Source organism: Paenibacillus sp. J31P316 (genome assembly GCF_056269105.1).
The window spans coordinates 470,482-493,492 of the sequence record NZ_JBWDNI010000001.1; the positions used below are offsets into that span (position 1 = coordinate 470,482).

Annotated in this window: 16 protein-coding genes; 3 read left to right on the forward strand and 13 right to left on the reverse strand. The window is 57.2% G+C overall.

Going from position 1 to position 23,011, the window contains the following annotated elements; all coding sequences use genetic code 11:
• Positions 1 to 143: 143 nt before the first annotated feature.
• From AC0YNU_RS02020 to AC0YNU_RS02055, 8 genes are all read right to left on the reverse strand, one after another.
• Complete coding sequence (locus AC0YNU_RS02020; protein WP_475752639.1) at positions 144 to 2,906, reverse strand: alpha-mannosidase; 2,763 nt, start codon at positions 2,904 to 2,906, stop codon at positions 144 to 146.
• Positions 2,907 to 3,001: 95 nt separating this feature from the next.
• A complete protein-coding gene (locus AC0YNU_RS02025; RefSeq protein ID WP_475752640.1) occupies positions 3,002 to 6,187 on the reverse strand; it encodes a beta-galactosidase in 3,186 nt (1,061 codons plus the stop codon).
• Complete coding sequence (locus AC0YNU_RS02030; protein ID WP_475752641.1) at positions 6,180 to 7,505, reverse strand: glycoside hydrolase family 125 protein; 1,326 nt, start codon at positions 7,503 to 7,505, stop codon at positions 6,180 to 6,182. The genes AC0YNU_RS02025 and AC0YNU_RS02030 overlap by 8 nt, the downstream gene beginning before the upstream one ends.
• A gap of 38 nt (positions 7,506 to 7,543) precedes the next feature.
• Positions 7,544 to 8,464: a carbohydrate ABC transporter permease gene (locus tag AC0YNU_RS02035; RefSeq protein ID WP_475752642.1), complete on the reverse strand. Its 921-nt coding sequence runs from the start codon at positions 8,462 to 8,464 to the stop codon at positions 7,544 to 7,546.
• 218 nt (positions 8,465 to 8,682) lie between these two features.
• Entirely contained in the window at positions 8,683 to 9,618 is a 936-nt protein-coding gene (locus tag AC0YNU_RS02040; RefSeq protein WP_475752643.1) for an ABC transporter permease, read from the reverse strand.
• Between the two features lie 125 nt (positions 9,619 to 9,743).
• Complete coding sequence (locus tag AC0YNU_RS02045) at positions 9,744 to 11,255, reverse strand: ABC transporter substrate-binding protein (RefSeq protein WP_475752644.1); 1,512 nt, start codon at positions 11,253 to 11,255, stop codon at positions 9,744 to 9,746.
• Between the two features lie 145 nt (positions 11,256 to 11,400).
• Positions 11,401 to 13,005 carry a response regulator transcription factor gene (locus AC0YNU_RS02050; RefSeq protein WP_475752645.1) on the reverse strand — a complete coding sequence of 535 codons (1,605 nt, stop codon included), beginning with the start codon at positions 13,003 to 13,005 and terminating at the stop codon, positions 11,401 to 11,403.
• Positions 12,998 to 14,821, reverse strand: a complete 1,824-nt coding sequence (locus AC0YNU_RS02055; protein ID WP_475752646.1) for a sensor histidine kinase — start codon at positions 14,819 to 14,821, stop codon at positions 12,998 to 13,000. Before AC0YNU_RS02055 ends, AC0YNU_RS02050 begins: the two co-directional genes overlap by 8 nt.
• 299 nt (positions 14,822 to 15,120) lie before the next feature.
• On the opposite strand from AC0YNU_RS02055, the gene AC0YNU_RS02060 reads away from it, so the two are divergent.
• Positions 15,121 to 15,543 (forward strand): hypothetical protein, encoded by a 423-nt coding sequence (locus tag AC0YNU_RS02060; RefSeq protein WP_475752647.1) that lies wholly within the window; start codon positions 15,121 to 15,123, stop codon positions 15,541 to 15,543.
• The gene (locus tag AC0YNU_RS02065) at positions 15,540 to 16,613 is read left to right on the forward strand and encodes a phosphodiester glycosidase family protein (protein WP_475752648.1); all 1,074 of its coding nucleotides are present in this window, start codon (positions 15,540 to 15,542) and stop codon (positions 16,611 to 16,613) included. The genes AC0YNU_RS02060 and AC0YNU_RS02065 overlap by 4 nt, the downstream gene beginning before the upstream one ends.
• Positions 16,614 to 17,047: 434 nt before the next feature.
• Here the strand turns inward: AC0YNU_RS02065 and AC0YNU_RS02070 are convergent, their stop codons facing one another.
• On the reverse strand, positions 17,048 to 17,506 hold the full coding sequence (locus tag AC0YNU_RS02070; protein ID WP_475752649.1) for a DinB family protein: 459 nt from the start codon (positions 17,504 to 17,506) through the stop codon (positions 17,048 to 17,050).
• Between the two features lie 233 nt (positions 17,507 to 17,739).
• Between AC0YNU_RS02070 and AC0YNU_RS02075 the strand changes: the two genes are divergently transcribed.
• Entirely contained in the window at positions 17,740 to 18,546 is an 807-nt protein-coding gene (locus tag AC0YNU_RS02075) for a class I SAM-dependent methyltransferase (protein WP_475752650.1), read from the forward strand.
• Here AC0YNU_RS02075 and AC0YNU_RS02080 read toward each other — a convergent pair.
• The 4 genes from AC0YNU_RS02080 to AC0YNU_RS02095 all read right to left on the reverse strand — a co-directional run bounded on the left by AC0YNU_RS02080 (position 18,497) and on the right by AC0YNU_RS02095 (position 23,007).
• Positions 18,497 to 19,297, reverse strand: coding sequence for an ABC transporter permease (locus tag AC0YNU_RS02080; RefSeq protein WP_475752651.1), 801 nt, complete (start codon positions 19,295 to 19,297; stop codon positions 18,497 to 18,499). The two genes, AC0YNU_RS02075 and AC0YNU_RS02080, sit on opposite strands and share 50 nt — an antisense overlap.
• Positions 19,278 to 20,093, reverse strand: a complete 816-nt coding sequence (locus tag AC0YNU_RS02085; RefSeq protein WP_475752652.1) for an ABC transporter ATP-binding protein — start codon at positions 20,091 to 20,093, stop codon at positions 19,278 to 19,280. The genes AC0YNU_RS02080 and AC0YNU_RS02085 overlap by 20 nt, the downstream gene beginning before the upstream one ends.
• Before the next feature lie 5 nt (positions 20,094 to 20,098).
• Positions 20,099 to 21,109: an ABC transporter substrate-binding protein gene (locus tag AC0YNU_RS02090; RefSeq protein WP_475752653.1), complete on the reverse strand. Its 1,011-nt coding sequence runs from the start codon at positions 21,107 to 21,109 to the stop codon at positions 20,099 to 20,101.
• A 224-nt stretch (positions 21,110 to 21,333) separates the two neighbouring features.
• Positions 21,334 to 23,007: an ABC1 kinase family protein gene (locus AC0YNU_RS02095; protein WP_475752654.1), complete on the reverse strand. Its 1,674-nt coding sequence runs from the start codon at positions 23,005 to 23,007 to the stop codon at positions 21,334 to 21,336.
• Positions 23,008 to 23,011 lie beyond the last annotated feature (4 nt).

A 23,011-nucleotide genomic window follows, 5' to 3' on the forward strand; every position in this document is an offset into this window, starting at 1 on the left:
TCAAATAAAAACGAAAATTAAAACCTGCAACATAGAAACCGAAATAAAACCGTAAACAAAAAGGGCCAGCCGAAGCTGACCCGATCCTCATAAGCAAGCTAATGCTTGTCGTTGCCCGTACTAAACGGTGAATTCACATCCCCTTAGCTCTTCGCGGACACGATCCCGACGGTGAAAATCTCGCAAGGACCAAGCTCTGCCGCAAACGCCGCGGCGGCATCGCCATCCAGCGGTTGGATGCGTTCGCCAGCGCGCTCCAACACATCGCTCTTGTATGCAGCTGCCGTCTCTACGACATTCGAGCGAACTTGAAGCACAGCCGCCTCCGGTCGCAGATTGAACCAACGCAGCATGAGATCGCCTGACGCTTCCGCGATCTTCGCCGAGGAGAACGCGATGCCCTCTCCCTCCCAAGCCATAAAAGCATGAACAGGTGCGAGCGTTCCGTCATGAACGCCGGTCTGCACGGACGTCCATGGCGTCTGGAATTGATAAGCCGAAGCGTACGCGCCGGATGCCGCGCCGTCACCTTGATGCGGAAGGATCAGCAGCTCGGCCGTCTGGACGCCGAGGCACTGCGCTTCCGGCGTCGGGAACACGCCCCAGTCGCCAAGTTCCGCGACGGAACGATGCAGCGTGACCGCAATCGTGTTGCGGCCGTCGCGCAGCACTTCATATTCGTTCAAGCCCTTGTTCGCGATGGTAAGTCCTTGCTTCTCGTCGCTGACATCGGCGAAAGCCTGCTGATGCTGCGCGTTGCTCGGATTCTCCCACTCGGCTGCCGGTTCGTTGTCCCGAACCGCTACCTCGAAGATGGCGTCGGCTCGATGAACCGACGAGATCAGGTCCGTCGGGAAAAGCGCGCGGACGCGGTGGTCCTTCGCCTGGTTATCGAATGTGACGCTGATGCCAACGCCGGAACCGGAACGCTCCAGGCTGACGACGGAGCGGATCGTAAACGGCACAAGCGCTGTCGATCGCCCTGCTTTGCGCTCCGGATAATAGACGGCTTCCTGCTTCTCCTGCTCGAACAGCTCGTCGGCCGAAGCCGGAATCGACCAATGATGCACGATTTCGAACGCCGCGCGATAGGCGTTGTCCTCGAGGACGCGAATTTCAGCCGCGAGGCCTTTGGTCGTCAGCGCCGGCTCGTTGTCCGGCTGCTTGAACATGTATTCGTTGCCGATGTCGCCGGCATCTTCATAGATCAACAAGTCGCGGTACGTACGGCCGCTTGCGAAGTCCGTCACTGCCAAGGTGCCGTCCTCGGCGATTTCGACGCCAAGCGTTCCATTGCTCATCGAGCGAGATCCCGTCACGAGCGACGCCGCAAGCGGCGCGTCAGCCGAATCAAGCACCCAAGCGAAGGTTTTCAGTCCAAGTGCCGGCACCGCTGCCGTTTCGAACGTCAGCTTCACGCGGCGCGCCCAATACGGCTGGCGGAATTTGTCATCCGGCAGCTCATAGTCGAATTGCAGGCCAAGATCCTCCATCGTGCAGGAGATAGCCTTGCCTTCCGCATCTACGAGCGTGCGCCCAGTGACGGCGATGCCCTTCATCATGCGAATCATTTCGGTCGGACTGATGCCTTCCCGATAATAGACGCGCGCAACGTCCAGCTCGACCTCCACGACGCCGCTGCGCTTCCATCCCGTCGTGTTGAACACGACGAGCGGCAGCGCGTCCCGGCCGAACGCGGCGAATGCGCTCGTATCGACGGCGCCGGCAAGCGCGAGCGCGCTGTCGTCCACGATCGTCTCCGCGACATGGCGGCTCTTGTCGAACCGGGTAACCATCTCGCGGTGCACTTCGTCGACGCTGCAGCCGCAGATGCTGTCATGCGGATGGTTCTGCATGAGCGTCTTCCACGCGTACGTAAGCAAATGCTGCGGATACTTGGCGCGTCCCGCCGTATGCGCGAACGCTGCCAGCGGCTCGGCAACCTTCTCCAGCATGGTCTGACCGACTTGGTTCATCTGTTTCAAGTACACTCTGGCCGAAGCCGTGTTCACGAGCGTCGACCAGCCGTCCGTCCGCTGGCTGCGCAGCTCGCCCCGAACGACCGAGAGCTCTTTATCGTTCAACGACGACCGCAGCGAAGCCAGATAATCCGGGAAATTCGAATGGACGAAATCCGTGTCCGGATAAAGCTTGCTCGCCACGCGAATGGCTTCGGACAGGTCCGTCTGGATCGGTTGATGATCGCAGCCGTTCATGAACAGCAGCTGTTCCGTCGACGCGTATTTGCCCGCGTCAGCCAGCTTACGCTCCCAGTAAGCCTTGGCTTCCGCCTCGTCGGCAGGCACTTCGTTGCCGTTGCTATACCAGTTGGCGAACAAAATACCGAGTACGCGCGAGCCGTCCGGTCCTTCCCAGACGAGCTCCGAGAAGGACGATTCGTAAGCGGCATCCGATACCATGTTATTGAAGCCGGTCGGCTTTACGCCGCGGCCGAACACCGCGTTATCAATATCCGCCTGCCGCATAAGCTGCGGCGCTTGGCCGATATTCCCGAACGTGTCCGGGAAATACCCGATCTTGGCGATCGTATCGTAATGCGCGGCATCCTGATGCCCGATTTGCAGGTTGCGAACGTTCGCTTCGCTGCTCGTCAGGAACGCATCCTGCAGCACGTACCAAGGCCCGATGTGGATGCGGCCTTCGCGGATCCATTTCTCCAGCCGTTCCCGCTGATCGGGGCGCACCTGCAAGTAATCCTCGATGATAATGGTCTGCCCGTCCAAGTAGAAGCTGCGATATTCCGCATCGTTCTCCAGCGTGTCCATCAGCGTATCCATGAGCGCGATCAGCCGGACGTGATGTTTCTCGTAAGGCAAATACCATTCGCGGTCCCAGTGGGTATGCGAGATAATATGCGCCGTTCTTCTGTTATCTGCGTTCGCCAAGATGAATGTCACCCTTCCTTGTTCCATTCGTTACTGCTTTCCACCTTATGTGCTGCCTGACAATGAATCACGCTCTGCCACTAGCCAGCGCGCTGCTATGCCTTCGTCCGCACGTCCACTTCATCCGGCCGGTAGACCGACGTTACGCGGCCGTCCGAATCAACGGCGAACATAACCGCCCGCTCCCGTTCCAGCACGAATGAATACGTCTTGCCGGTTGAAGCGGCTTGTACCTCGATTTGCGCCTCATGCGCGTATTCGGAGACGAAGACGAAGAGCTCGCCGTCCCGGAAACGAAGGCTCCGGCCGTAAACGCCGGGCAAATCTCCGCCCTTGAGCCAAGTCAGCTCCGCTTCGCAGCCGGCTGCTTCGAGCGCATGCTTGTATAGAGCCGCGACCGGCTCGATGCGTTCATTCAGCTCGACAGGCAGCGGACACCAGATCAGCCGACCTTGGCCGTATGCCGATTCGACGATTCCATCTACGCCCGCCGGAACGGATCCTTTATCGACGACAGCTTCCTTAAGTACCTCGGCGATTCTGCGGTGACCGTAGGATACCGGATAAGCCTTCTCGCCGATGGCGATCCGTTCTTCGCGGACGACATTGCCGAGCTTTCGCTCGCCGAACGTTGCCGCTAACCGCTCCGCAGAGCGCCAATACGCATCGAGTCCAAGCGGGCCGGTGAAGAGCAGCGTCGCCGCCGTCCGGTCCACGATGTCGAGCAGCTGCGCAAACGCTTCGTCATCGAAGTTATGCGCAGACGGCACGATGATCAGTTTCGCAGGAGCCGCTTCCAGCACGTCGAGATGATACTCGGACACGCCGCGGAACGGCACCTTCAGCTCGTAGCCGAGCACGCGCGTCAAGCGGGTCGTCGCATCGAACGCCAGCTTGCGGTTCGAGAAATCGTTGGAGTACGGGAACACGACGGCCACGTCCTCCAGCTCGCGATCCCGGAACAGGTCGCGAATGTCCGCCATGAAGCTGCCGAACCGGTATGAGACGTCGGCTTCCGGCTTCTCCGTCCCGTCGGCGCGCAGTGCGCCGATATGAGACTCGTTCGCGTTGTCCATGTAGAAATTGGTGTTCCAAATCCACTGCACCGCGCCTGCTCCGCCCGTCGCGAACGCGTAAGCATATTTGCGTTCCAGCATGGCGCGCAGCTCTTCCTCGGAACGCTTCGCGAAGCCTGCCGGCGTCTCCACGTACATGATGCCCGTCTCTTGGATCACGTTCGGTTTATTCGCCGTTTTGGCAAAGATGCCGTCCCACAGCAGATGGTCGTTCAACCACCAGGAATGAACGGTCGTATAATCCACCGCTTCCTCGTAGAAGAACGGCGAAGGACGCTGCGCTCCCAGCCCTTCGTCCTGACCGACGGTGACGAGCTGTTCGGGATTGCTTTCCTTAATGGCATTAACAAGCTCCCCAGCCCAGCGGTTATGCATGTCCATGGAGAACAGGACATAATCCAACCAGCGCGTTCCGCGTTTGCCTTGGTGCATATCCTGCACGTCGAAGTTGATCTCCTCCGGCTCCGGAATGCCGGCGGAAGCGAAGTCCGGCAGTTCGCCGGGCGTCATTCCCCAGCGCTCTCGCAGCGCCTCGACGGAACCATGGCGCTCCGCAAGCCAAGCCGTATACGCCTCGCGTTCGAAGCGATCGCGGGTCGACCGCGGTCCGTCCGAGAAAATCCGCGGCGGATCGAACATCGACGGCTCGTTGATCAAATCCCAATCCACGTTCGTCGTGTCGCGATGGCGGCTGACGATGGATTGAATGAACCGCTTCTGCGCTTCCACGCTGCGCGGATCGAGGTAAGGATTGACCCCTTCCCACGTCTCGGGGGTGAACGAGAAGAACGTGAACGTCACTTGCAGTCCGTTCTTCCTCGCCGTCATGAAGAAAGCGTCGATCGAGCGCAATACCTCTTCCGACGCATGGCCGTCGACCTGCATGATGTTGCGGTATGCCGTCCAAATCCCCGTGCGAATCCAGTTGATGCCGGCTTTGCGCATTTGCGCCATGTCGCGGTCCCAGACCGAAACGTTCGGCAGGAACAGGAACTTGCGCGCAACGTCGGAGGTCATGTAGGTCATGCCGACGACAGGCATCGGATGGCCGTCTTTCTCGAAATAATCCCGTCCGCGCGTCAGCAGGCCGCCCGTGCGAAGCAGCTCGGCATCCGTTCCCCAGAAGCCTTGACGCAGCACTCGCTTCTCGCCTTCAGCCGAAACCGCCGTGCATGATACGCGGTAATAACCGGCTTGCAAGTCGAGCGGAAGCGGAATCCGGACCAGCTCGAGCGCCTGGCCGATGTCCGCTTGATGGACATATAGGAACGCCGCCGGCTCTATGTCGCGATAATGAACTTGAATCGTAAACGTCCAGCTCGTCTTCAATGCTGGCGTACTGTTATGTTCACCGCCGCGGCTCAGCTTCTGCGCCTGCAGCGTCAGCATCGGCCGTTCGTTCAACTCATAGGACGCGTAGCTCGGCTTCAACCACAGCTCGGTCACGCCCGCCGCGCAGAACGACGCCCACTCCTGCAATGCCGCAGCTCCGCCGCGCGCGAAGAATTCCCCGCCAAGCGGCTGATTGACGAACAACCAGCGGCCGCCGGCAAAATCGCCCTTCGTGTTCTCCCATAGCACGGCCGGCGCGGCAACCTCGCGTCCCTCGCCCGATATGCCCTTCAGCACCGGGTAAATATGAGCATCCATCGGACCCGCCGATCCCATCTGATGCGGCAGATCGCTCGTCTTCGTGACATGCGGCACCAGATTCCACGTATCAGATACGTCAAGCAGCGCCTCGCGGCCGTGGAATAGCGGGATATCATTCGTCGCCGCAAGCGCGGTTACGGGCGCGGCTTGAACAGGCAGCGCCTCGTGAATGCGCAGCTGCCGATGATAGGCGGTCTGCTCCGGCTCGATCACCCACGCATCGGCTTCCTTCCTCACCGGCAGACGGAACGGCGCGCCGCCAGCGCTGATCAAGCCGCCGCCGCGTTTCAAGAAACCGAGCAAGGCCTCCCAGCTCGCGCTCGGAAAATAAGGGGCGTGCAGCGTGACAAATACGCCGCCGTCCGCTTCGCTCAAGCGGTCCGCCAGCTCGTCTGCCGTGCATACGTCGCCAATCCCTCGCAGCTGTTCCAAGTCTGCAGCCCCTACGACAGCGGCGCCCGGGAAGGCGCCGTCGTAGAACAGAATCGTTTTGCTACTCAATGGCGTTGACGATGCCGTTGATCGCGTCGATGGGGTCGTCAATTTAGGCATCGAGCAGCCCCGCTTTCATCGCCTTGTACACCAGCTGAGAGAACAAGCTGTTGGACCAAGCGAACCATTTGCGCGTGAACACGGTCGGATCGTCCGAATGGAAGCCTTCGTGCATGTAGCCGGTGTCCGCGTCCGTCGCTTCCAGCAGCGCGATCATCGCCAGCTTCTCCTCGTCCGAAGAAGCCGTCAACCCTTGCATGGACAACGCCATATGCCAGACATAGCCAGGAGGCGTATGCGGGCTGCCGATGCCGCGAGCCGCAGTACCTTCGTAATAGAACGGGTTCTCTTTGCTAAGGGCAAAACGACGCGTATTCTGGTAGATCGGATCGTCGCCGTCTACGTAACCGAGATACGGAATCGAAATCAGCCCCGGCGTTCCCGCATCGTCCATCAGGCAATGATTGCCGAAGCCGTCCGTCTCGTACGCATAGATCGGCCCAAACTCCGGATGGCGGTAAATGCCGTACAGCTGAATGCCGTGGTCGATTTCGCGCTCGAGCTTCGCCATCTCCTTCTCGAACGACAGGTCGCGGAACACGAACTCGGCGATTTCCCGCATTTGGCGCAGCGTAACGACGGCAAACATATTATCGGGAATGTTGTAATGGAAATCGCAGGCGTCGTCGCTCGGACGGAAGCCCGACCAGACCATGCCCGTATAGTTGACCGGCATGCCGCGGCCGTCGTTCTGGAGCGTATCGTGCATGATGCCGTTGTCCCGCTCGAAGCGGTAAGGCGAGCGCTCGAAGTGGAGCTGCTCCCGCTTCCACAGATCGACCGTCGCGCGCATCGCGATTTTGAAGTCCGCGTCGAAGATATCCGCTCGGCCGGTTTCTTTCCAATAGGCAAAAGCAAGACGCATCGAGAAGCAGATGGAGTCCAGCTCGAATTTGCGTTCCCACACCCACGGGGACATATCCGTCTTGTCGTCGGTGTTCCAATGCCAATCGTTCGCCATTTCGTTAAACGCGTTCGCGTACGGATCGATGACGATATCGCGCATATGCAGCTTGATCAGCCCGCTGATGATGCGCCGCAGATCGGCGTCTTCCTTGGCGAACGGCACGTAATGCATCACTTGCTCGACGGAGTCGCGCAGCCACATCGCCGGAATATCCCCCGTGATGACGAACGTCGTGCCGTCATCGAGCAGCTTCGTCGTCGTCTCCAGCGTATTCGGAAAACAGTTCTTGAACAGCTGCAGCAGCTTCGGCCGGTGCGCGAGTCTCGTCTCCGCTTCCGCGAGGACGTCCTGAATGGATTGCGGCAGCGGCAGCGCCGGCATGTCGATTTTCGGTAGTCGGAATTGTTCCATGTCTCTTTATCTCTCCCTCGTTTTTTCCATTAATGACATTACTCTTTAACGGCACCAACTGTCAAACCTTGGACGAAGTACCGTTGGAAAAACGGATAGGCGAGCACGATCGGCCCGGTTGCCAGCACGACCATCGCCATCCGCGACGTATCCTGCGGCATCGACTGCAGGACGCCCACGCCGAGCGAGGCGTTGTTGCTGTTCGCGAGAATGAACTGCATGCTGTTCTCGATCCGCATCAGCATCGACTGCAGCGGAACCAGGCTCGGGTCGTCGATATAAAGCAGCGCGTTGAACCAGTCGTTCCAATACCCGAGCGTGCTGAACAGCGCGATCGTGGCCAAGCCCGGCAGCGCCAGCGGCACGATCAGACGGAAGAAGATGCCGAACTCCCCCGCGCCGTCGATTTTACCGGATTCCACGATCGCGTCCGGAATCATCGTCGAGAAGAACGTGCGCATGATCATGATGTAGAACGCATTGACCGCAAGCGGCAGGATCAGCGCCCATAGCGAGTTTTCCAAGCCAAGCAGCCTCGTCGTCACGATGTAGCTCGGCACGAGTCCGCCGTTGAAGAGCATCGTGAAGAAGGCGAAGAAGGAGAAGAAGTTGCGGTATTTGAATCCTTTTCGCGAGATGGCGTAGGCAAACAGCGAGATCATAATCAGGCTGATGACCGTGCCCACGACCGTCACGAGGATCGTAACGCCGTACGACCGAAGCAATTGATCGCCCGCCTTGAACAGGTAGCTGTACGCGTCGGCGCTCCATTTCTCCGGAAACAGGGAATACCCGTTCCGGGCGAGCGTTTTCTCATCCGTGAACGAGATGATCATGACGAACAGAAACGGGAATACGCAGGCCAGCGCGAAGATGCCGGCGATGAGATTAAACAAGACGTTCCAGATCGGAGATAGGCGGTGAAAGTCTTGCGGTTTGGTTTTGGTTAAGGAAGCCATGAAAGTTGCTCCTTTCTGGTTAGCGTAGGTTTAGAACAGGCTTTGAATATGTTGGAACAATGACCGGAGAGTCGGTATGGAGTCGTAACAGCGTAAGCGTTCGCCTTTGTAGTCTGATTTCTACATCTACTTACTTATATAATCAAGAAATCAGAACTACAACAGCGAGTGTAGGCCCATACCGACCGCAGGTCATGCTTTTTGCTTTCTCAATCGTCTTAAAACAGCGCATTGTCCTTGTTGAACTTACGAACAATGTAGTTCGACGTAATGACGAGCACGAAGCCGACGAACGATTGATACAGCCCCGCCGCCGTGCTCATGCCGATTTCACCGGTTGTTTTCAAGCCGCGGTAGACATAGGTGTCGATAACGTTCGTAACGCCGTAAAGCGTTCCGGAATCCCGGGTGACTTGGTAGAACAAGCCGAAGTCGGCATAGAAGATGCGGCCGATTGCCAGCAGCGTCAGAATCGTCATGAGCGGTGCCAAAGTCGGCAGCGTGATGTTGCGGATCTGCTGCCATTTGTTCGCGCCGTCGATCATCGCCGCTTCGTACAACGATTTGTCGATGCCCATGATGGCCGCTAGATACACGACGCTGTTGTAGCCGAGCGACTTCCATAGGAACACGATCACGATGATGAACGGCCAGTATTTCGGCTCCGAGTACCACTGCGTCGCATCCATGCCGAAGGAAGCCGCGATTTTGTTGATCATGCCCCGATCGAAGCTGAGGAAGCTATATACGAAATAACCGACGATGACCCAGGACAAGAAGTACGGCATGAACATGCCGGTCTGGTACCATTTCGCCAGCCGTTTGTTTGCGATTTCGGAAAGCACGATGGCCATGGCCACCGCCAGAACGAGTCCGATAAGGATAAACACGATATTGTAGAGCAGCGTATTGCGGGTGATGATGTAAGCGTCGTCCGTGCTGAACAAGAACTTGAAATTGTCGAAGCCGACCCATTTACTGTTGATGATGCTGGACAAGAATCCGCCGTGCACGCGGTATTCCTTGAACGAAATGATCGTGCCGAGCATCGGCAGGTACGAGAAGAAAATAAACCAGACGGTCGCCGGAAGCACCATCAACAACAGGGCTTTATTGCGGTTCATGTCTTTGAAGAAGCGCCCTAAGGCTTTCATTGGGGGTCACCCTTTCTTGGCAAAGTCGGTTCGCGGCGCCAGCTGCGCCGCATGCTCCTCCCAAAAAAAGGGCGAATGCGGAACATTCGCCCTTCATTGCTATGAGAACAGCTTGCTTATTGCGTTTATTTGCCTTGCGTTGCTTTCCATGCGTCGAGCTGCGTTTGCGCTTCGGTCAGGATTTTGCCAAGGCCAGCGTCGTTCATCTTCTTGATCGCTTGCGGCAAATATTTAACCGGATCAACCGTTCCCGTCATCAGCGGCGCCCAGAACGCTTCTTTCGCATTCTGTACGGCTGCGATTTCGCTGGATACTTTCGTTGGATCAAAGTTGAAGCCGAGCAGCGCTGCAGGTTTGCCTGCTGCGTTGTACGTTTTGAATTGCGCCCATTTGTCGGCAGGATCGCCCGGGTTCAAGTACGTCAGCATGATGTTGCCGAGCGCGAAGGTCGGCATGTCGTAGTTCTTGGATTCCGGCAGGTTCTCCATGTAGTCGCCGTCGGTTTTCTTGTAGTGTGTACCTTCGATACCGGAGTCAACCATGTTGCGAAGAACCGGATCCGTGTTCAGCAGGTTCAGGAACTCCATTGCTTTCTCTTTATGCTTCGAGTTCGCGGAGATCGCCTGCATGGAGCCCATAACCGACGAGTTGTAGATCAGCGCGTCGCTCATCGGCGTCGAGACGATCGGATAGCCGTAGCTTGTCGACCATACGTTGTCCGCGAACGGCTGCGTCGTCGCTTTATCCGCGAACCATTTGCCCGTTGCTTGCACGTCCGAGGACGATTCCAGCGTTGCGGCTTCCGTCGGGATGTAGCCGGCTTGATAGTATTTGTGCATCGTATCCAGCGCTTGCTTCATCTCCGGCGTATCGAAGACGTTTACGACTTTGTAGCCGGTATCGCCGAGCTTAACGGCCAGCGGGAATTTCTCGATCAGGTAATCGTACGGGATGTACGGCGTGTAGTTCTTGTCCACTTGCAGCGGCGTGACGTCCGGATTGTTTTGCTTCACCGTTTTGAGCAGCGGCTCCAGGCTTTCCAGCGTCTTGATGCCCGTGATGTTCAGCTTGTTCTCGTCCAGGATGGTTTTGTTGAAGCGCCATACCTCTGCCGTTGGCAGCTCTTTATAGGCCGGAATGCCGTAGTTCTTGCCGTCGACCTTCGAGCCCTCGAGGAAGGCCGGATCCAATGTGTCCGTAATGCCTTTGCCATATTGCTTAAGCAGATCGTCGATCGGTGCGAAAGCGCCTTTACGTGCGTTTTGTACATAATCGAATGCCCATGCTGCCGTGAACATCATGTCGATGTCCGCGCCGGAAGCCGTCAAGACTTGCAGCTTCTGGTTGTAGTCGCCCCAGTCGATCATGGTCATTTTGACCGTGGCGCCGATTTTTTCCTTCGTATATGCGCTGACCGCATCCATAACTTTGTCTACGTCTTTCTGCGGCGTACCGATCGTGTACCAGTTCAATTCAACCGGTTCGGCGCTGCTGTTGCCCGATGCATTGCCGGAAGCCGAGTCGTTTGCGGCCGTGTTGCCGTTATTGCCGCCGTTGCTGCCGCATGCGCTTAGCAAAAGCATTGCTGCCATGGCGGACGTCAGTCCGATTGCTGCTTTCTTACGGGTCGTTCTCATGGTATAGCCTCCCTAATGTCTGTGTAGAATCATGTCGAAACTTCCTTCTTCTTCATCTTAGAAGATGAAAACAGTTTCAAAAATAATAGAAAACAAAGAATACGTGTACAAATTAAAGAAAGGAGCTGCATGCGGCGCATCGGCGTCACAGCAGCTCCTTATATTCGCCAGGCACCATGCCGACATGCTTCTTGAACTGTTTATAGAAATAACCGGTCTCCCAATACCCGACCTGCCTCGCGATGTCGCTGACCTTAAGCCGGCTGTCCGCCAGCAGTTCCTTAGCCCGCTCGATGCGGTATTTGTTCAAATAATCGGTGAACGTGTCGCCCGTCTGCTTGTGAAACAGCTGACCCAGGTAGTTGGGATGGATGTGAAATTGCAGTCCGAGCGACTTCAGCGTCAACGGTTCCTCGTAATGCTCGTGGATGTAGCGCAGCGCCTGCTTGACGACCGGACTCATGTCTTCGCCGGAGAACGAGTCGGCCGCGAAGTATGCAGCCGTCGTTACCGCGTCCTCCACGCCTGCGAGCGACTCCGCTGCGACCGCCCTGTCGAGCAGCTCCTTGAAGACTTCCGGAGTGTCGGCCCGCCGGAGCTTGTCGACCTCCATCTTCATCAGGATCATCAGCTCGACGGCCGCGCCCCTTGCCCGGGCCGGATGCAGGCCTTCAAGCGCCCGGATGACCGCGAAGTCCCGCTTGATCCGCTGCGTCAGCTCGTCCTTGTCCTTCGCCGTGATCGCCTTCGCATACAGCTCCCAATTGAATAACTCCGTCGGCAGCGCGGAAGTCTCCGCGGCTATCCGCGCATAATCGATCAACTGACGTTCGGGAAGCACCAGGAAGAATTGCTGCGCTTTGCGCGCCTGGCCGTAGCTGACGGCGGCATCCGCCATCCGCACGATTTCGCCGAGCGCGATGCGCGGCTGCCATTGCCGGCTCTCCCACCCTGCCGCCAAACGTTCCAGCGCTTCCGTGAGCTTAGCTTTCGCCTGCTCGCTTCCGTCTATGCAGCATGCCGCAACCAAATCGCCTTCTTCGTTATGGAACGGAATGAACGATAGTTCCTCCGTGGTGATGGACAAGAGGTCAGCGATGGGGTCGGCGGAGCTTCCCGGATCGGCGACGTACATGGAATCGGTAGTGTCCGTTGGTCCGGTAGCGCCGGTCGGGTCGGGAATGTTGGTCGGATCGGTAATTGGGCCAAAACGAATGATCGCCAGCGCCGTGTATGGCTTCGACAGGTCGATGCCGAGCAGAGACGTTCGCTCAGCCAATTCAGGGAACGCGATCCGTCCGTTCGCCCAGCGGGTCATGACGTTATCCCGCAAAATGCCGATCTCATCCTGCCCGAAGATTGGCATTGGCTTGTCCGCGTCCAGCTTGCGCACCGTGTCGGCCAGTGTCGCTTCGAGCTCCTCGAAGCGGATCGGCTTCAGCAAATAGTTCTCGATGCCAAGCCGCATGCCTTCCTTGAGGTAATCGAACTCGTTGTACCCACTCAATATAATCACCTTCAGCTGCGGCTGCAGCTCCCGGGCTGCGCGGATCAGCTCAAGCCCCGTCATAATCGGCATGGAAATGTCCGTAATGAGCAAATCCGCGTTCACTTCGCGCAGCCGCTCCAGCGCTTCCTCGCCGTCCTCCGCGCTCCCGACGACTTCGAGGCCGAAAGCAGACCAGTCCACCGCGTCGCTCAGACCTTCCGTAATGAACGGTTCATCGTCCACAAGCAAAACTTTATACATCGCCAGCTTCCTCTCTCTTCTGCGCCGCGGGCCAGTATGCGATCACTGACGTCCCGCTCCCGAGCGCGCTTTCGATATGCAATCCATAGGCCGGCCCGTGCATGAGCAGGATGCGATCGTGCACGCTGCGCAATCCGAAGGAATCCTGCCCTTCGATTTCCGGCACCCTCAGCTTCTTCCGGAGACTTGCCAGCTTGGCCGGTTGAATGCCTTTGCCATTGTCGCGGATTTGGACGAACACCATGCCTTCCGCTTCGACGGCTTCGATCGTCAGCAGATTGTCTTTGCGCCTCGAATCCATGCCATGCACGATATAATTCTCCACGACCGGCTGCAGCAGCAGCTTGGGCACGAGAATCGGGAGCAGCTCCTGCGCGCAATCGATTTCGTAGGCGAATTTGTCCTTATAGCGAATCCTGAAAAGCTCCAGATATAAGCGGCACATCTCCAGCTCCTCGCCAAGCGTGCTCTCGGTCCGGCTGCTGACCGAATTGCGGAACAGCGCGGCGAGGCTGTATATCATCTCGCCGACGTCCGCTGCCCCCTGCGACATCGCGCGCATCCGAATAACTTCCAGCGTATTGTACAGGAAATGCGGGTTCACCCGCGCCTGCAAAGCCGCGAGCTCCGTCTGCTTCAAGCGCAGCTCCGATTTGTACTCCCGATCGATATGGCGGCCGAGCTCGTCCAACATGTCGTTGAAGCTTCGGGAAATTTGACCGAGCTCGTCTTCCCGCTCATCCTGCAGCCGGGCGCTCAAGTCGCCGCCTTCCACCTTCCGCATGAAATGGACGATTCGATTCGTCCGACGAGAGATATTGACGACTAACACCGACGGGACGATGATCGCAACGATGATACAGATCGCGCTGATGAGTATGATCGTGCGCTTGATCCCCGCGTAGGCTTCGGCCACCGTGCGCTTCGGCATAATGCCGACCACGAGATAGCCGGCCTTGTTCTGCGTCAGCGTAGAGATGTACGACGGCTCGTCCAGCATGTCCGACGCCTTGAGCGAATCGAGCTGTTTCATATACGGATATGGCTTCCCGTAGAAGCGGTTCGAGGTATCGGACATCACCTGGCCGTCCGGCGTGAGCACCAGAATCTCGCCTTTGAACGCGGTCTGCTCCAGCGAACGGCTCACCATGCCCGCATCGAAATAGACGAGGAGCTGTCCGATCGATTGCAGCGTATTGTTATCGTTCACTTGAATGCGCATGGCATACAACTGTGCATTCCACTGGCCGATCAACGTGCGAATCCACACGTTCGGCGTACCGGCTGCCGGCCCTTCCGCCGCCATGATTTCCGGAATGTACGAGCGGGTCGGATTTGTCGAATACAGCTTCCGCGAGCCGTTACGGCTGAATGCATACATTTGCTGCTTCCCCGTGCTGTACAGCAGGATGTTCTGAATGTCCGGATCCGCGTCCAGCCTGTCTGCCAGATAGCTTAAGATATCGATCGCGCTCTCGTTGCCGCCTGCATAATTCTGGTCGAGCAAATATTGGGCGTAGTCGTTGTAGGGATGCTGCAGGAAATACGACGTATTGCTCGCCAGCACGCTGTTGCGATACACGTTCTGCATGAGGCTTTGCACGCCTTCGTATTTCTGCTCCATATAGCGGTTGACCCGCTCCATCGCCTGCTTCTGGTTGTTCAGCTCGCTGTCCGCGATGGACGAAGACATGAGGGTAAAGAGAAAATAAGAGAGCGTAATGATCGTCAGATTCACGATCATCGCGAAGACCAAAATGACTTTGACGAACAAATTGTTCTGAATATAGCTGCGGTAAATCTTCCGGAATCGCAATCTTGGCTGCCTTCTCTCGAAATTCGGGGTTGGATTTCCGACATTATAGCATGAAGTGAAGAGCCTCGCCTATTCGCAACCTGTTCCGGCTTATTCTCGTCTGTTCAGACGCGAGCGATGCAGCCTCTCTCGCAGGTCGTTCGCGCACGCAGCTCGCAAAGCCATTCGCCGGCCTGGCCCTCTGCCTGCTCTTCTACCATTTTTGTGGTAGAATATAGTTTCCGTTGGTAGGCACTTTGCCCGAAGACGAACGATTTCCCGCATTTCGCAATTTTAGGTCATTAGGAGTGATGCACAACATGGAAACGAATTTGCAAACGGCGGCGCAGCGCTCAACCGAACGCACGTCCCGCAGGTCCAAGCCGTCCGTGCCGTTATTTCTCGCGGTATGGGTGCTGCTGATCGGCTGCGGCGTCTTCGGTACCATATGGTATACCGGCCAAGTGAAGGCCAAAATGACCCAGGAAATCGCCGCGCAGACTTCGCAGCAGATTACGGCGATGCAGAAGGATTACGACGCGCAGCTGAAGCAGATGCAAACGCAATTTGCCGGCGAGCTGACCAAGGTTCAAGGCAAAGTCGACGCGCTGAACGAGCTGCTGGAATTCACGAAGGATAACACGAATTCCAAGACGGACAACAGCAACAAACTGTTCACGCAGCTGAGCCAGGTACAGAAGAAGCTGGCCGAGCTGCAAAAAAGTCTGGATGTGTTGAAATGACGTTGACCGTCAAACGCATCAATCGCTTCTGTCTGCTGGCCTGCGCCCCGTTCATCGGGCTGGTTATCTGGCTGCTGGCCGCGGATCTGTCGATCACGCTTCCGGACGACGCCTTCCCGAAGCAAGCGTTGTCGGAGGTTAACGTGCCGGCCGACACCGGAAAACTAACGGATGGCCTCGACGCTGCGAAGCAGAAGGCGCTCGTGACCGCGAAGTCGCTCAAGAAATCGATCGCGCTCTATACGGCGACGGGCAAAAGCATGAATGCCATCGTTACGCTGTCCGTCTCGCAAGCCGACAGGCCTTATCGAATCTACGACCGCCGCATTACGTTGAAAATCGGATCGCCGGCGCAGCAGATCCAATCCGATAACATCCGCGCGCAGCTGTTCACGATCCATGCGCAATACTTCAGCGGTTATGCGCTGAAGGTCAAGCTGAAATCGCCCGAAGCGATGAAGATGGTTCTCGGGCAGGATAAGAACGGCGGCGCCGAGACGACGCTCGCGGCTGCCCGCCGCTACAACGCGATCGCCGGCGTCAATGCCGGCGGCTTCGCGGACGACGGAGGCAAACGGTATCCGCTCAGCACCACGGTGATGAACGGCAGCTATTTGAACGGCTTTGATCCTTCGTTCAAGGACCTCTTCTTCGTCGGGTTGAACGACAATCTCGAGCTGATCGGCGGCAAATATTCGAGCCGCGATCAGTTGGACAAGCAGAACCCGCGGTTCGGCGCTTCTTTCGTGCCGGTGCTGCTGCAGAACGGCAGAACCTTGACGATTCCGACCAAGTGGCAGACGAGCCCGCTGCGCGCGCCGCGGACCATCATCGCCAATTATAAGGACAACCAGCTGCTCTTCCTCGTCATCGACGGGCGCAACGAGAACGGCAGCTCCGGCGCGACGCTCGAAGAGGTGCAGATCCTGCTGCAGCGGTTCGGCGCGATCGACGGCTATAATCTCGACGGCGGCGGCTCGTCGACGCTCGTCTTCAACGGCCGGGTCGTCAATCACCCGTCGGACGGGCAGCTTCGGCCGGTGCCGACCCACTTCTTGTTTTTCAAATGAGACCGGGACGGCCGCCGAGCAGCTTGCAGACGATTTTCGCCCGTTAGAAGCTTAGAGGCTGCTATGCATAGAGGCTGCTATGTTCCATAAACACAACAAAGACCACTTCGTGATGAAGTGGTCTTTGCGTTCGTTGCAAAGATTTAAATGAATGGGAGGGCAACGACTATAGCGATTAACATGTAGAACAATCAACGACGTTTCCCGCACAGCTAACGGTTGTGCGGAGGACTATTCGGCTAAACATGCTTATTGTACATGGCTTACGGTTGTCAGGAGGCTTATTGCGCGATTTTCCCGTATCAAACAGCGCTTTTACGATAATAACGACTGTCAGAACCGTTAGATCCTGATACACTGCATTATTCATGGATTAGCAACGCTGACAACCGTTAGTCTCCGTCCGAATTCACGTTAACCGGACCAACTCCGCTCTACCCTTTGCTAACGTAAAACGGCAGCTGTTCGATACCGGCCAAACGAAGGTAAATGAACAATTGCCCTTTATGGTGAATTTCATGCTCTTTGCCATTTTGGAGCAGCGCGCTGCCTGACAGCGAACGGCCGAAAAATTCGATCGTACGGTCTAATTGCTCCGGCGTAAGCGAACGCAGCAGCGCCTCGGTTTGCTCCGTATCCGCCAAGATGTTCGCTCTTAGCTCGTCGCTTGTCGTAAATGGCTTCGAGGGCGCCCCCTTCGTATATGTACCGTTCTGCACCGACGAAGCGAACATGCCCATCGCTCCCGTGATATGCAGGACGAGCTCCGCCAGCGACATGCCTTTCTCGTGCGGCTTCAATTGTAGCTGCTCCGTCGTGACATCCTTAAGCATCTCGTGCAAGACTTTGCGGTGGCTCAGCCAACCGCTGACAAATTCACTGCTGTTCGTCATCTCATGTGCTCCTTCGGATTATGGATTAAGTACCGCTTGCTGCTGCCAGCAGCTCAACCCATTATATCGAAGTGGGGTTCGCATTTCATCTTTCTGCCGTCTTACGTTCAGCTTTATGGTTAACCGAACGGCTTATTCATAGCCAAATCCTATAAAGTCCATTCCCATCTTATATTTTACGAATAACGCCGACCATGAGACAATAGCCTCATCAACGATAAGAGGTGATCGAGATGGCTTCTATTAACGAATGGAATCCCGGAGCATACGACGATAAGCTGGGCTTTGTATCGCAATTCGGCAAAGGCGTCGTCGAGCTGCTCCAGCCTGTACGCGGAGAACATATTCTCGACTTAGGCTGCGGCACCGGAGACTTAACGGAGACGATCGCCCAAACAGGCGCCATCGTAACCGGCATGGATTTGTCGGCAAGCATGATCGCCAGTGCCCAAGACAAATACCCGCATTTGGATTTTCGCGTCGCCAATGCCGAGGACTTTGCTTGCGACCGTGCATACGATGCCGTATTCTCGAACGCGGCCTTGCATTGGATGAAGAAGCCCGAGCAAGTGATCCGCTGCGTATGGAACGCCCTCGATGCCGGAGGCCGATTCGTCGCCGAATTCGGAGGGCGCGGCAATGTCGAAACCGTGATCGCCGCCCTTGGCGAGTCGCTGGCCGAAGACTACGGAATCGATGCTTCATCGCGAAATCCCTGGTACTTTCCGAGCATCGCGCAATATAGCAAGCTGCTGGAAGACCAAGGCTTCGCCGTGAAGGCAGCCTTTCATTTCGACCGGCCTACGATGATGAAGGACGGAGAAGCCGGCTTAAACCACTGGCTGGCCGGATTCGCTGACGATTTCGTGAAGGAATTGGACGCCCGGCAGAAGGAAGCCCTGTTCGACAAGGTGGCGTCGAAGTCGCGGGCAACCTTATTCCGGGACGGGTCCTGGCATGTGGATTACAAAAGATTGCGCATCCTTGCGATCAAGCCTCATGGTGATACTTCTGCCGCGCATACCGCTCGAGCAGATTAACGAGCCCGTACAACACGATCGACAACAGCGCTAGCAGCGCGATGCTGACCATGACCAGGTTCATCTGAAACACCTGGCCGCCATAGATGATTAAATAACCGAGACCGGCTTTCGAGGATAAGAACTCGCCCATGATGACGCCGACGAGCGTCAAGCCGACGTTCACCTTGAGCGTCGCGATCAAATGCGGAACGCTTGCCGGAAGCAGCACCATGCCTAGCATTTGCAGCTTGGTGGCGCCGAACGACTCCATGAGCTTCAGCTTCGTCCGGCTGATATCCTTGAAGCCGCTCTCGATCATAATGATCGTCACGATGACGGAAATCGCGACCGCCATGCCGTACACCGAATAACGGTCCCCCAGCCAAATGAAAAATATCGGCCCGAGGGCGACTTTTGGCAAGGCGTTCAATACGACCATATACGGATCGAGCACCTTCGAAGCAAATGTCGACCACCAGAACAAGACGGCCACGATCGATCCGATCGCCATGGAAACCGCGATGCCGATAAGCGTCTCCTGACTCGTGATCCATAAGTGATGAAACAATTTGCCTTCCATCGCCAAATCGCGAAAAGACGACCATAGCTGCGACGGCTTGCTGGTGAGCATGGAGTCCACCCACTTCCACCTGGCCGCGAACTCCCATAGCAGGAGGAAGACCGCCAGAAGCGCAAGCCGCGCAAGCCAGATCAGCCGCTGCCTGCGCTTCTGGGCGCGCAGGTAGCGGTCATAAAGCGGGGACGGCATGCTCATCCAGCTCCTTCCATATGGTATTGAAGTAGTCGTGGTATCGCGCAGCCTGCCGCTTGCTCCACGGGGACAGATTATCGCCCTCGTCGAATACGATGTCGTGCGCCGCCGCGATCGTGCTCGGCCGTTTGGACATGACGAGCACGCGGTCTCCCATGCTGATCGCCTCGGACAGGTCGTGCGTGACGAGCACGGCCGTTTTGCCCTGATCCTTGATGATGCCGAACACTTCCTCCGACAGCGTCAGCCGCGTCTGATAGTCGAGCGCGGAGAAAGGCTCGTCGAGCAGCAAGATGTCCGGCTCAGCGACAAGCGTGCGGATCAGCGCCACTCGCTGCCGCATCCCTCCGGACAGCTGGGCGGGCGCGTGGTGGATAAAATCACCCAGTCCGTAACGCTCCAGCAGCTCCTGGCCCTTTCGCCTCGCGTCCGCCTTTTTCATCCGGCGGATTTCCGCCCCGACGGTCACATTGCCTAGTACGTCACGCCATTCGAACAAATGATCATGCTGCAGCATATAGCCGACTTTATCCGACGATCCGGTCACTTCCGCTCCGTCGATCGTTACGGTCCCCTGCGTCGGCCGAAGCATGCCGGAGACGAGAGAGAGCAGCGTGCTCTTGCCGCAGCCGCTCGGCCCTACGATGCTGATGAATTCGCCCCTGCCGATCGATAGCGAGATATCGCGCAGCGCCTCGGTCTCTTCTCTCGGCGTAAAATAACTAAGTCCCACGCCGTTCAGCCGGATATGCTCCTGCCCCGGCTTCGACGCGCCGATCTCCTTGCGTGCCACCGGCGTTAGTCCGACTTTCCGAGCTGCTTCGCGAAGCTCATGTCGACGACGTCATCCATCTTCGTTACCTTCTCATCGGCCTTCAGCACGCCGTTCTCCACGAGCACGTTCTGGAGAATATCGAATTGCTCCTGCGTCAGAACAGGATCGGTCGGCCACGTATCCTGCGCTTTATACCGGTTGACCGATTGCAGGATGAGTTCATCCGACGTGCCGTCGAAGAACGGTTTGAGCGCCGCCACGATCTCTTCGTCGGAGGCGGTGTTCAGCCACTTCGCGCCTTCGGTAACGGCAGCCGTGAATTTCTTGATAATGTCCGGATGCGACTTGATGAAGTCGGAAGTCGCGACGTAAGACGTCTCCGGGTATGCGCCGAAGTCTTCGCCGAGCGAAGCGACGTAATAGGCTTTGCCTTGGTTGACCAACGTGGAAGCGACAGGCTCGAACACTTGGATGAAGTCGCCTTGACCGCTCGTGAATGCGCCTGCCATCGCCGGCGATGCGATGTTCGTAATGACGTTGGCGTCCGTCACCTGCTCCTTCAAGAGCTGAGAATTCAGTACCATTTGCGGGGAACTGCCCGGTCTCCAGCCGATGACCGTCTTGCCCGAGAGGTCGCCCCAATTGAAATCGTCAATCTTCTCTCTCGAGAGCAGGAACGAACCGTCCTTCGCCGTAAGCTGATGGAACACTTTCAGCGTCTTATCGCCTTTCTGATTGTAGATATAGATCGTCGTCTCCGGACCGACCATGGATATGTCCGCCGTTCCCGCGATGAGCGCGGCCGCACCTTTGTCGGAGCCTTGCGCGGTATTCATATCGACGTTCAAGCCTTGTTCCTTGAAGAAGCCCTGCGACATGGCGACATAATGCGGCGCATAGAAGATCGAACGGATGACTTCTGAAAATTTGACCGTCGTCAACTCATCCGATTTGGAGCTTTTGCCGCACGCGGCCGTCATGGCCAGCAGCAGGACCGCCAGCAGCAGCAGCGTCGGTTTCATCATTTTACGCATGTTGATTTCTCCTTTGCCCTCGTGAATGTCTGTCGTGTACTTGTCTTGCTGTATGTGAACGGTCCGCCCGGAACCGGTAGGTCAGCGCAATGCCCCATAACGCACAAAGAGCCTTGAATAGGTAATATCCTATTCAAAGCTCTAGACCGATGTTCGTATTCAGCTGCGCTTACATTTCCAAAAAATTGGCTTCGCGTCACTCTACCTGACTTCTACTTCACCTATCAGAACCGATTGGAACGAATCATAGCCACGATCAGCCAGATAAACATGACCAGCGCGACGACAAACCCGATATCGATGATCGGGATATGCCAAATCATCGTCTGCGTATGGCTTAAAGCGGCACCGATGATCAATCCGACCATCAGGATGCTGAGTGACAACAGCACGATGCTGAGCGACAATCGGTTGCTGATCCGATCCATCTTCTTCGTCAGCATGTCCACTTGCGGGGATGCAACCTCGACGCGAAGCTTCCCCTGACGGATAATACGGGACAATTGCTTCAGGCTGAGCGGCACGTCGCTGATCAAATCGATCATCTCCGGCACGTCCTCGACCCAATTCCTCCAAATATTGCGCGGATCGATCCGCTCCAGGAACAGCTTCCGGCCAAGCGGCTCGGCCACGTCGAACACGCTGAATGTCGGATCCAGCGCCGTGACGACGCCTTCCATAGTAAGCAGCGCTTTGCCGAGCAGCGTCAGCTCGGACGGAATGCGGATCCGGTGGCGGAACGACAGCGAGAACAGATCGTTCACGATCTCGCCGAAGCCGATCCGCTCGAGCGGTACTTTGTAATATTTCTCCCTCATCTCGTCGACGTCGGCGCCGAGCGCCTCCATGTCCGCGTCTTCCGGGATGACGCCCATGCTCGAAATCGCGCGCATGACGCCCTTCGAGCTTTGGTTCCGCAGCGCGATGACGAACGCTACGAACTGCTTCTTCATGCTCGGATTCAGCCTGCCGACCATGCCGAAATCCAGAAGCGCCAGACGACCGTCCGAGAGCGCCAGCACATTGCCGGGGTGAGGATCGCCATGGTACAAGCCGGCAACGAGAATCTGATGAAGAATCGTCGTCGCGAAACGATCCGCCAGCACGCGGGTATCCAACCCCGCCCGTTCCAGCTGCAAACGGTCGGACAGCTTGATGCCGTCGACGTAAGCCATCGTAAGCACGCGCTTCGAGCAGTAATCCCAATAGATCTCGGGCACGTGGACATGCTGCAGATTCTCGCTTTGCGCGATGAAACGTTCGGCATTGCGCGCCTCAAGCGAATAGTCCAGCTCCTTGCGCAGCACATGGCCAAGCTCATCCACGATTTCGCGAAGCCGGTAAATTCGCGCCCACTCCATCGTACTCTCGGCGAGCCGTGCCCAGTCCGCCAAAATATCCAGGTCGGTCTCGATCAGCTTCCCGATCGCCGGCCGCTGCACCTTGATCGCGACCATCGTGCCGTCCTGCAAGGTCGCGCGATACACCTGACCGATGGATGCCGCCGCCAGCGGTTCCGCGGTGAAGGAACGGAACAGCTGATCGATCGGCGCGCCTAGGTCCTCTTCGATGATGGCGGCGACGTCCTCGAACGGCGAAGCGGGCACATGATCCTGCAGGCGCTCCAGCTCCGTTACGATGTCGGCGGGAATGAGATCAGGACGCGTACTGGCGATTTGTCCAAGCTTTACGAAGGTCGGGCCAAGCTCCTCGAGCAGCAGCCTGATGCGTTCTCCCAAGCTCTTGACCTGAAGCTCCCTCTGCGCCTCGCTGCGAAAAAAAAACAGCTTGTCTGTCAGCCCCATCTCATGGGAGACATACCCCAGGCCGTTGCGCGCCAGCGCCGAGGCGATCGTTCGATATCGCTGCAATTGCCGCAGCCGTTTCCCCGCATTCATGACT

What these genes read in the sequence shown, in the direction of transcription:
- AC0YNU_RS02045 (WP_475752644.1), bottom strand. Translation starts at nt 11,255, where the DNA reads ATGAGAACGACCCGTAAGAAAGCAGCAATCGGACTGACGTCCGCCATG.
- AC0YNU_RS02040 (WP_475752643.1), bottom strand. Translation starts at nt 9,618, where the DNA reads ATGAAAGCCTTAGGGCGCTTCTTCAAAGACATGAACCGCAATAAAGCC.
- AC0YNU_RS02030 (WP_475752641.1), bottom strand. Translation starts at nt 7,505, where the DNA reads ATGGAACAATTCCGACTACCGAAAATCGACATGCCGGCGCTGCCGCTG.
- AC0YNU_RS02095 (WP_475752654.1), bottom strand. Translation starts at nt 23,007, where the DNA reads ATGAATGCGGGGAAACGGCTGCGGCAATTGCAGCGATATCGAACGATC.
- AC0YNU_RS02080 (WP_475752651.1), bottom strand. Translation starts at nt 19,297, where the DNA reads ATGCCGTCCCCGCTTTATGACCGCTACCTGCGCGCCCAGAAGCGCAGG.
- AC0YNU_RS02090 (WP_475752653.1), bottom strand. Translation starts at nt 21,109, where the DNA reads ATGCGTAAAATGATGAAACCGACGCTGCTGCTGCTGGCGGTCCTGCTG.
- AC0YNU_RS02050 (WP_475752645.1), bottom strand. Translation starts at nt 13,005, where the DNA reads ATGTATAAAGTTTTGCTTGTGGACGATGAACCGTTCATTACGGAAGGT.
- AC0YNU_RS02060 (WP_475752647.1), top strand. Translation starts at nt 15,121, where the DNA reads ATGGAAACGAATTTGCAAACGGCGGCGCAGCGCTCAACCGAACGCACG.
- AC0YNU_RS02025 (WP_475752640.1), bottom strand. Translation starts at nt 6,187, where the DNA reads ATGCCTAAATTGACGACCCCATCGACGCGATCAACGGCATCGTCAACG.
- AC0YNU_RS02070 (WP_475752649.1), bottom strand. Translation starts at nt 17,506, where the DNA reads ATGACGAACAGCAGTGAATTTGTCAGCGGTTGGCTGAGCCACCGCAAA.
- AC0YNU_RS02065 (WP_475752648.1), top strand. Translation starts at nt 15,540, where the DNA reads ATGACGTTGACCGTCAAACGCATCAATCGCTTCTGTCTGCTGGCCTGC.
- AC0YNU_RS02035 (WP_475752642.1), bottom strand. Translation starts at nt 8,464, where the DNA reads ATGGCTTCCTTAACCAAAACCAAACCGCAAGACTTTCACCGCCTATCT.
- AC0YNU_RS02075 (WP_475752650.1), top strand. Translation starts at nt 17,740, where the DNA reads ATGGCTTCTATTAACGAATGGAATCCCGGAGCATACGACGATAAGCTG.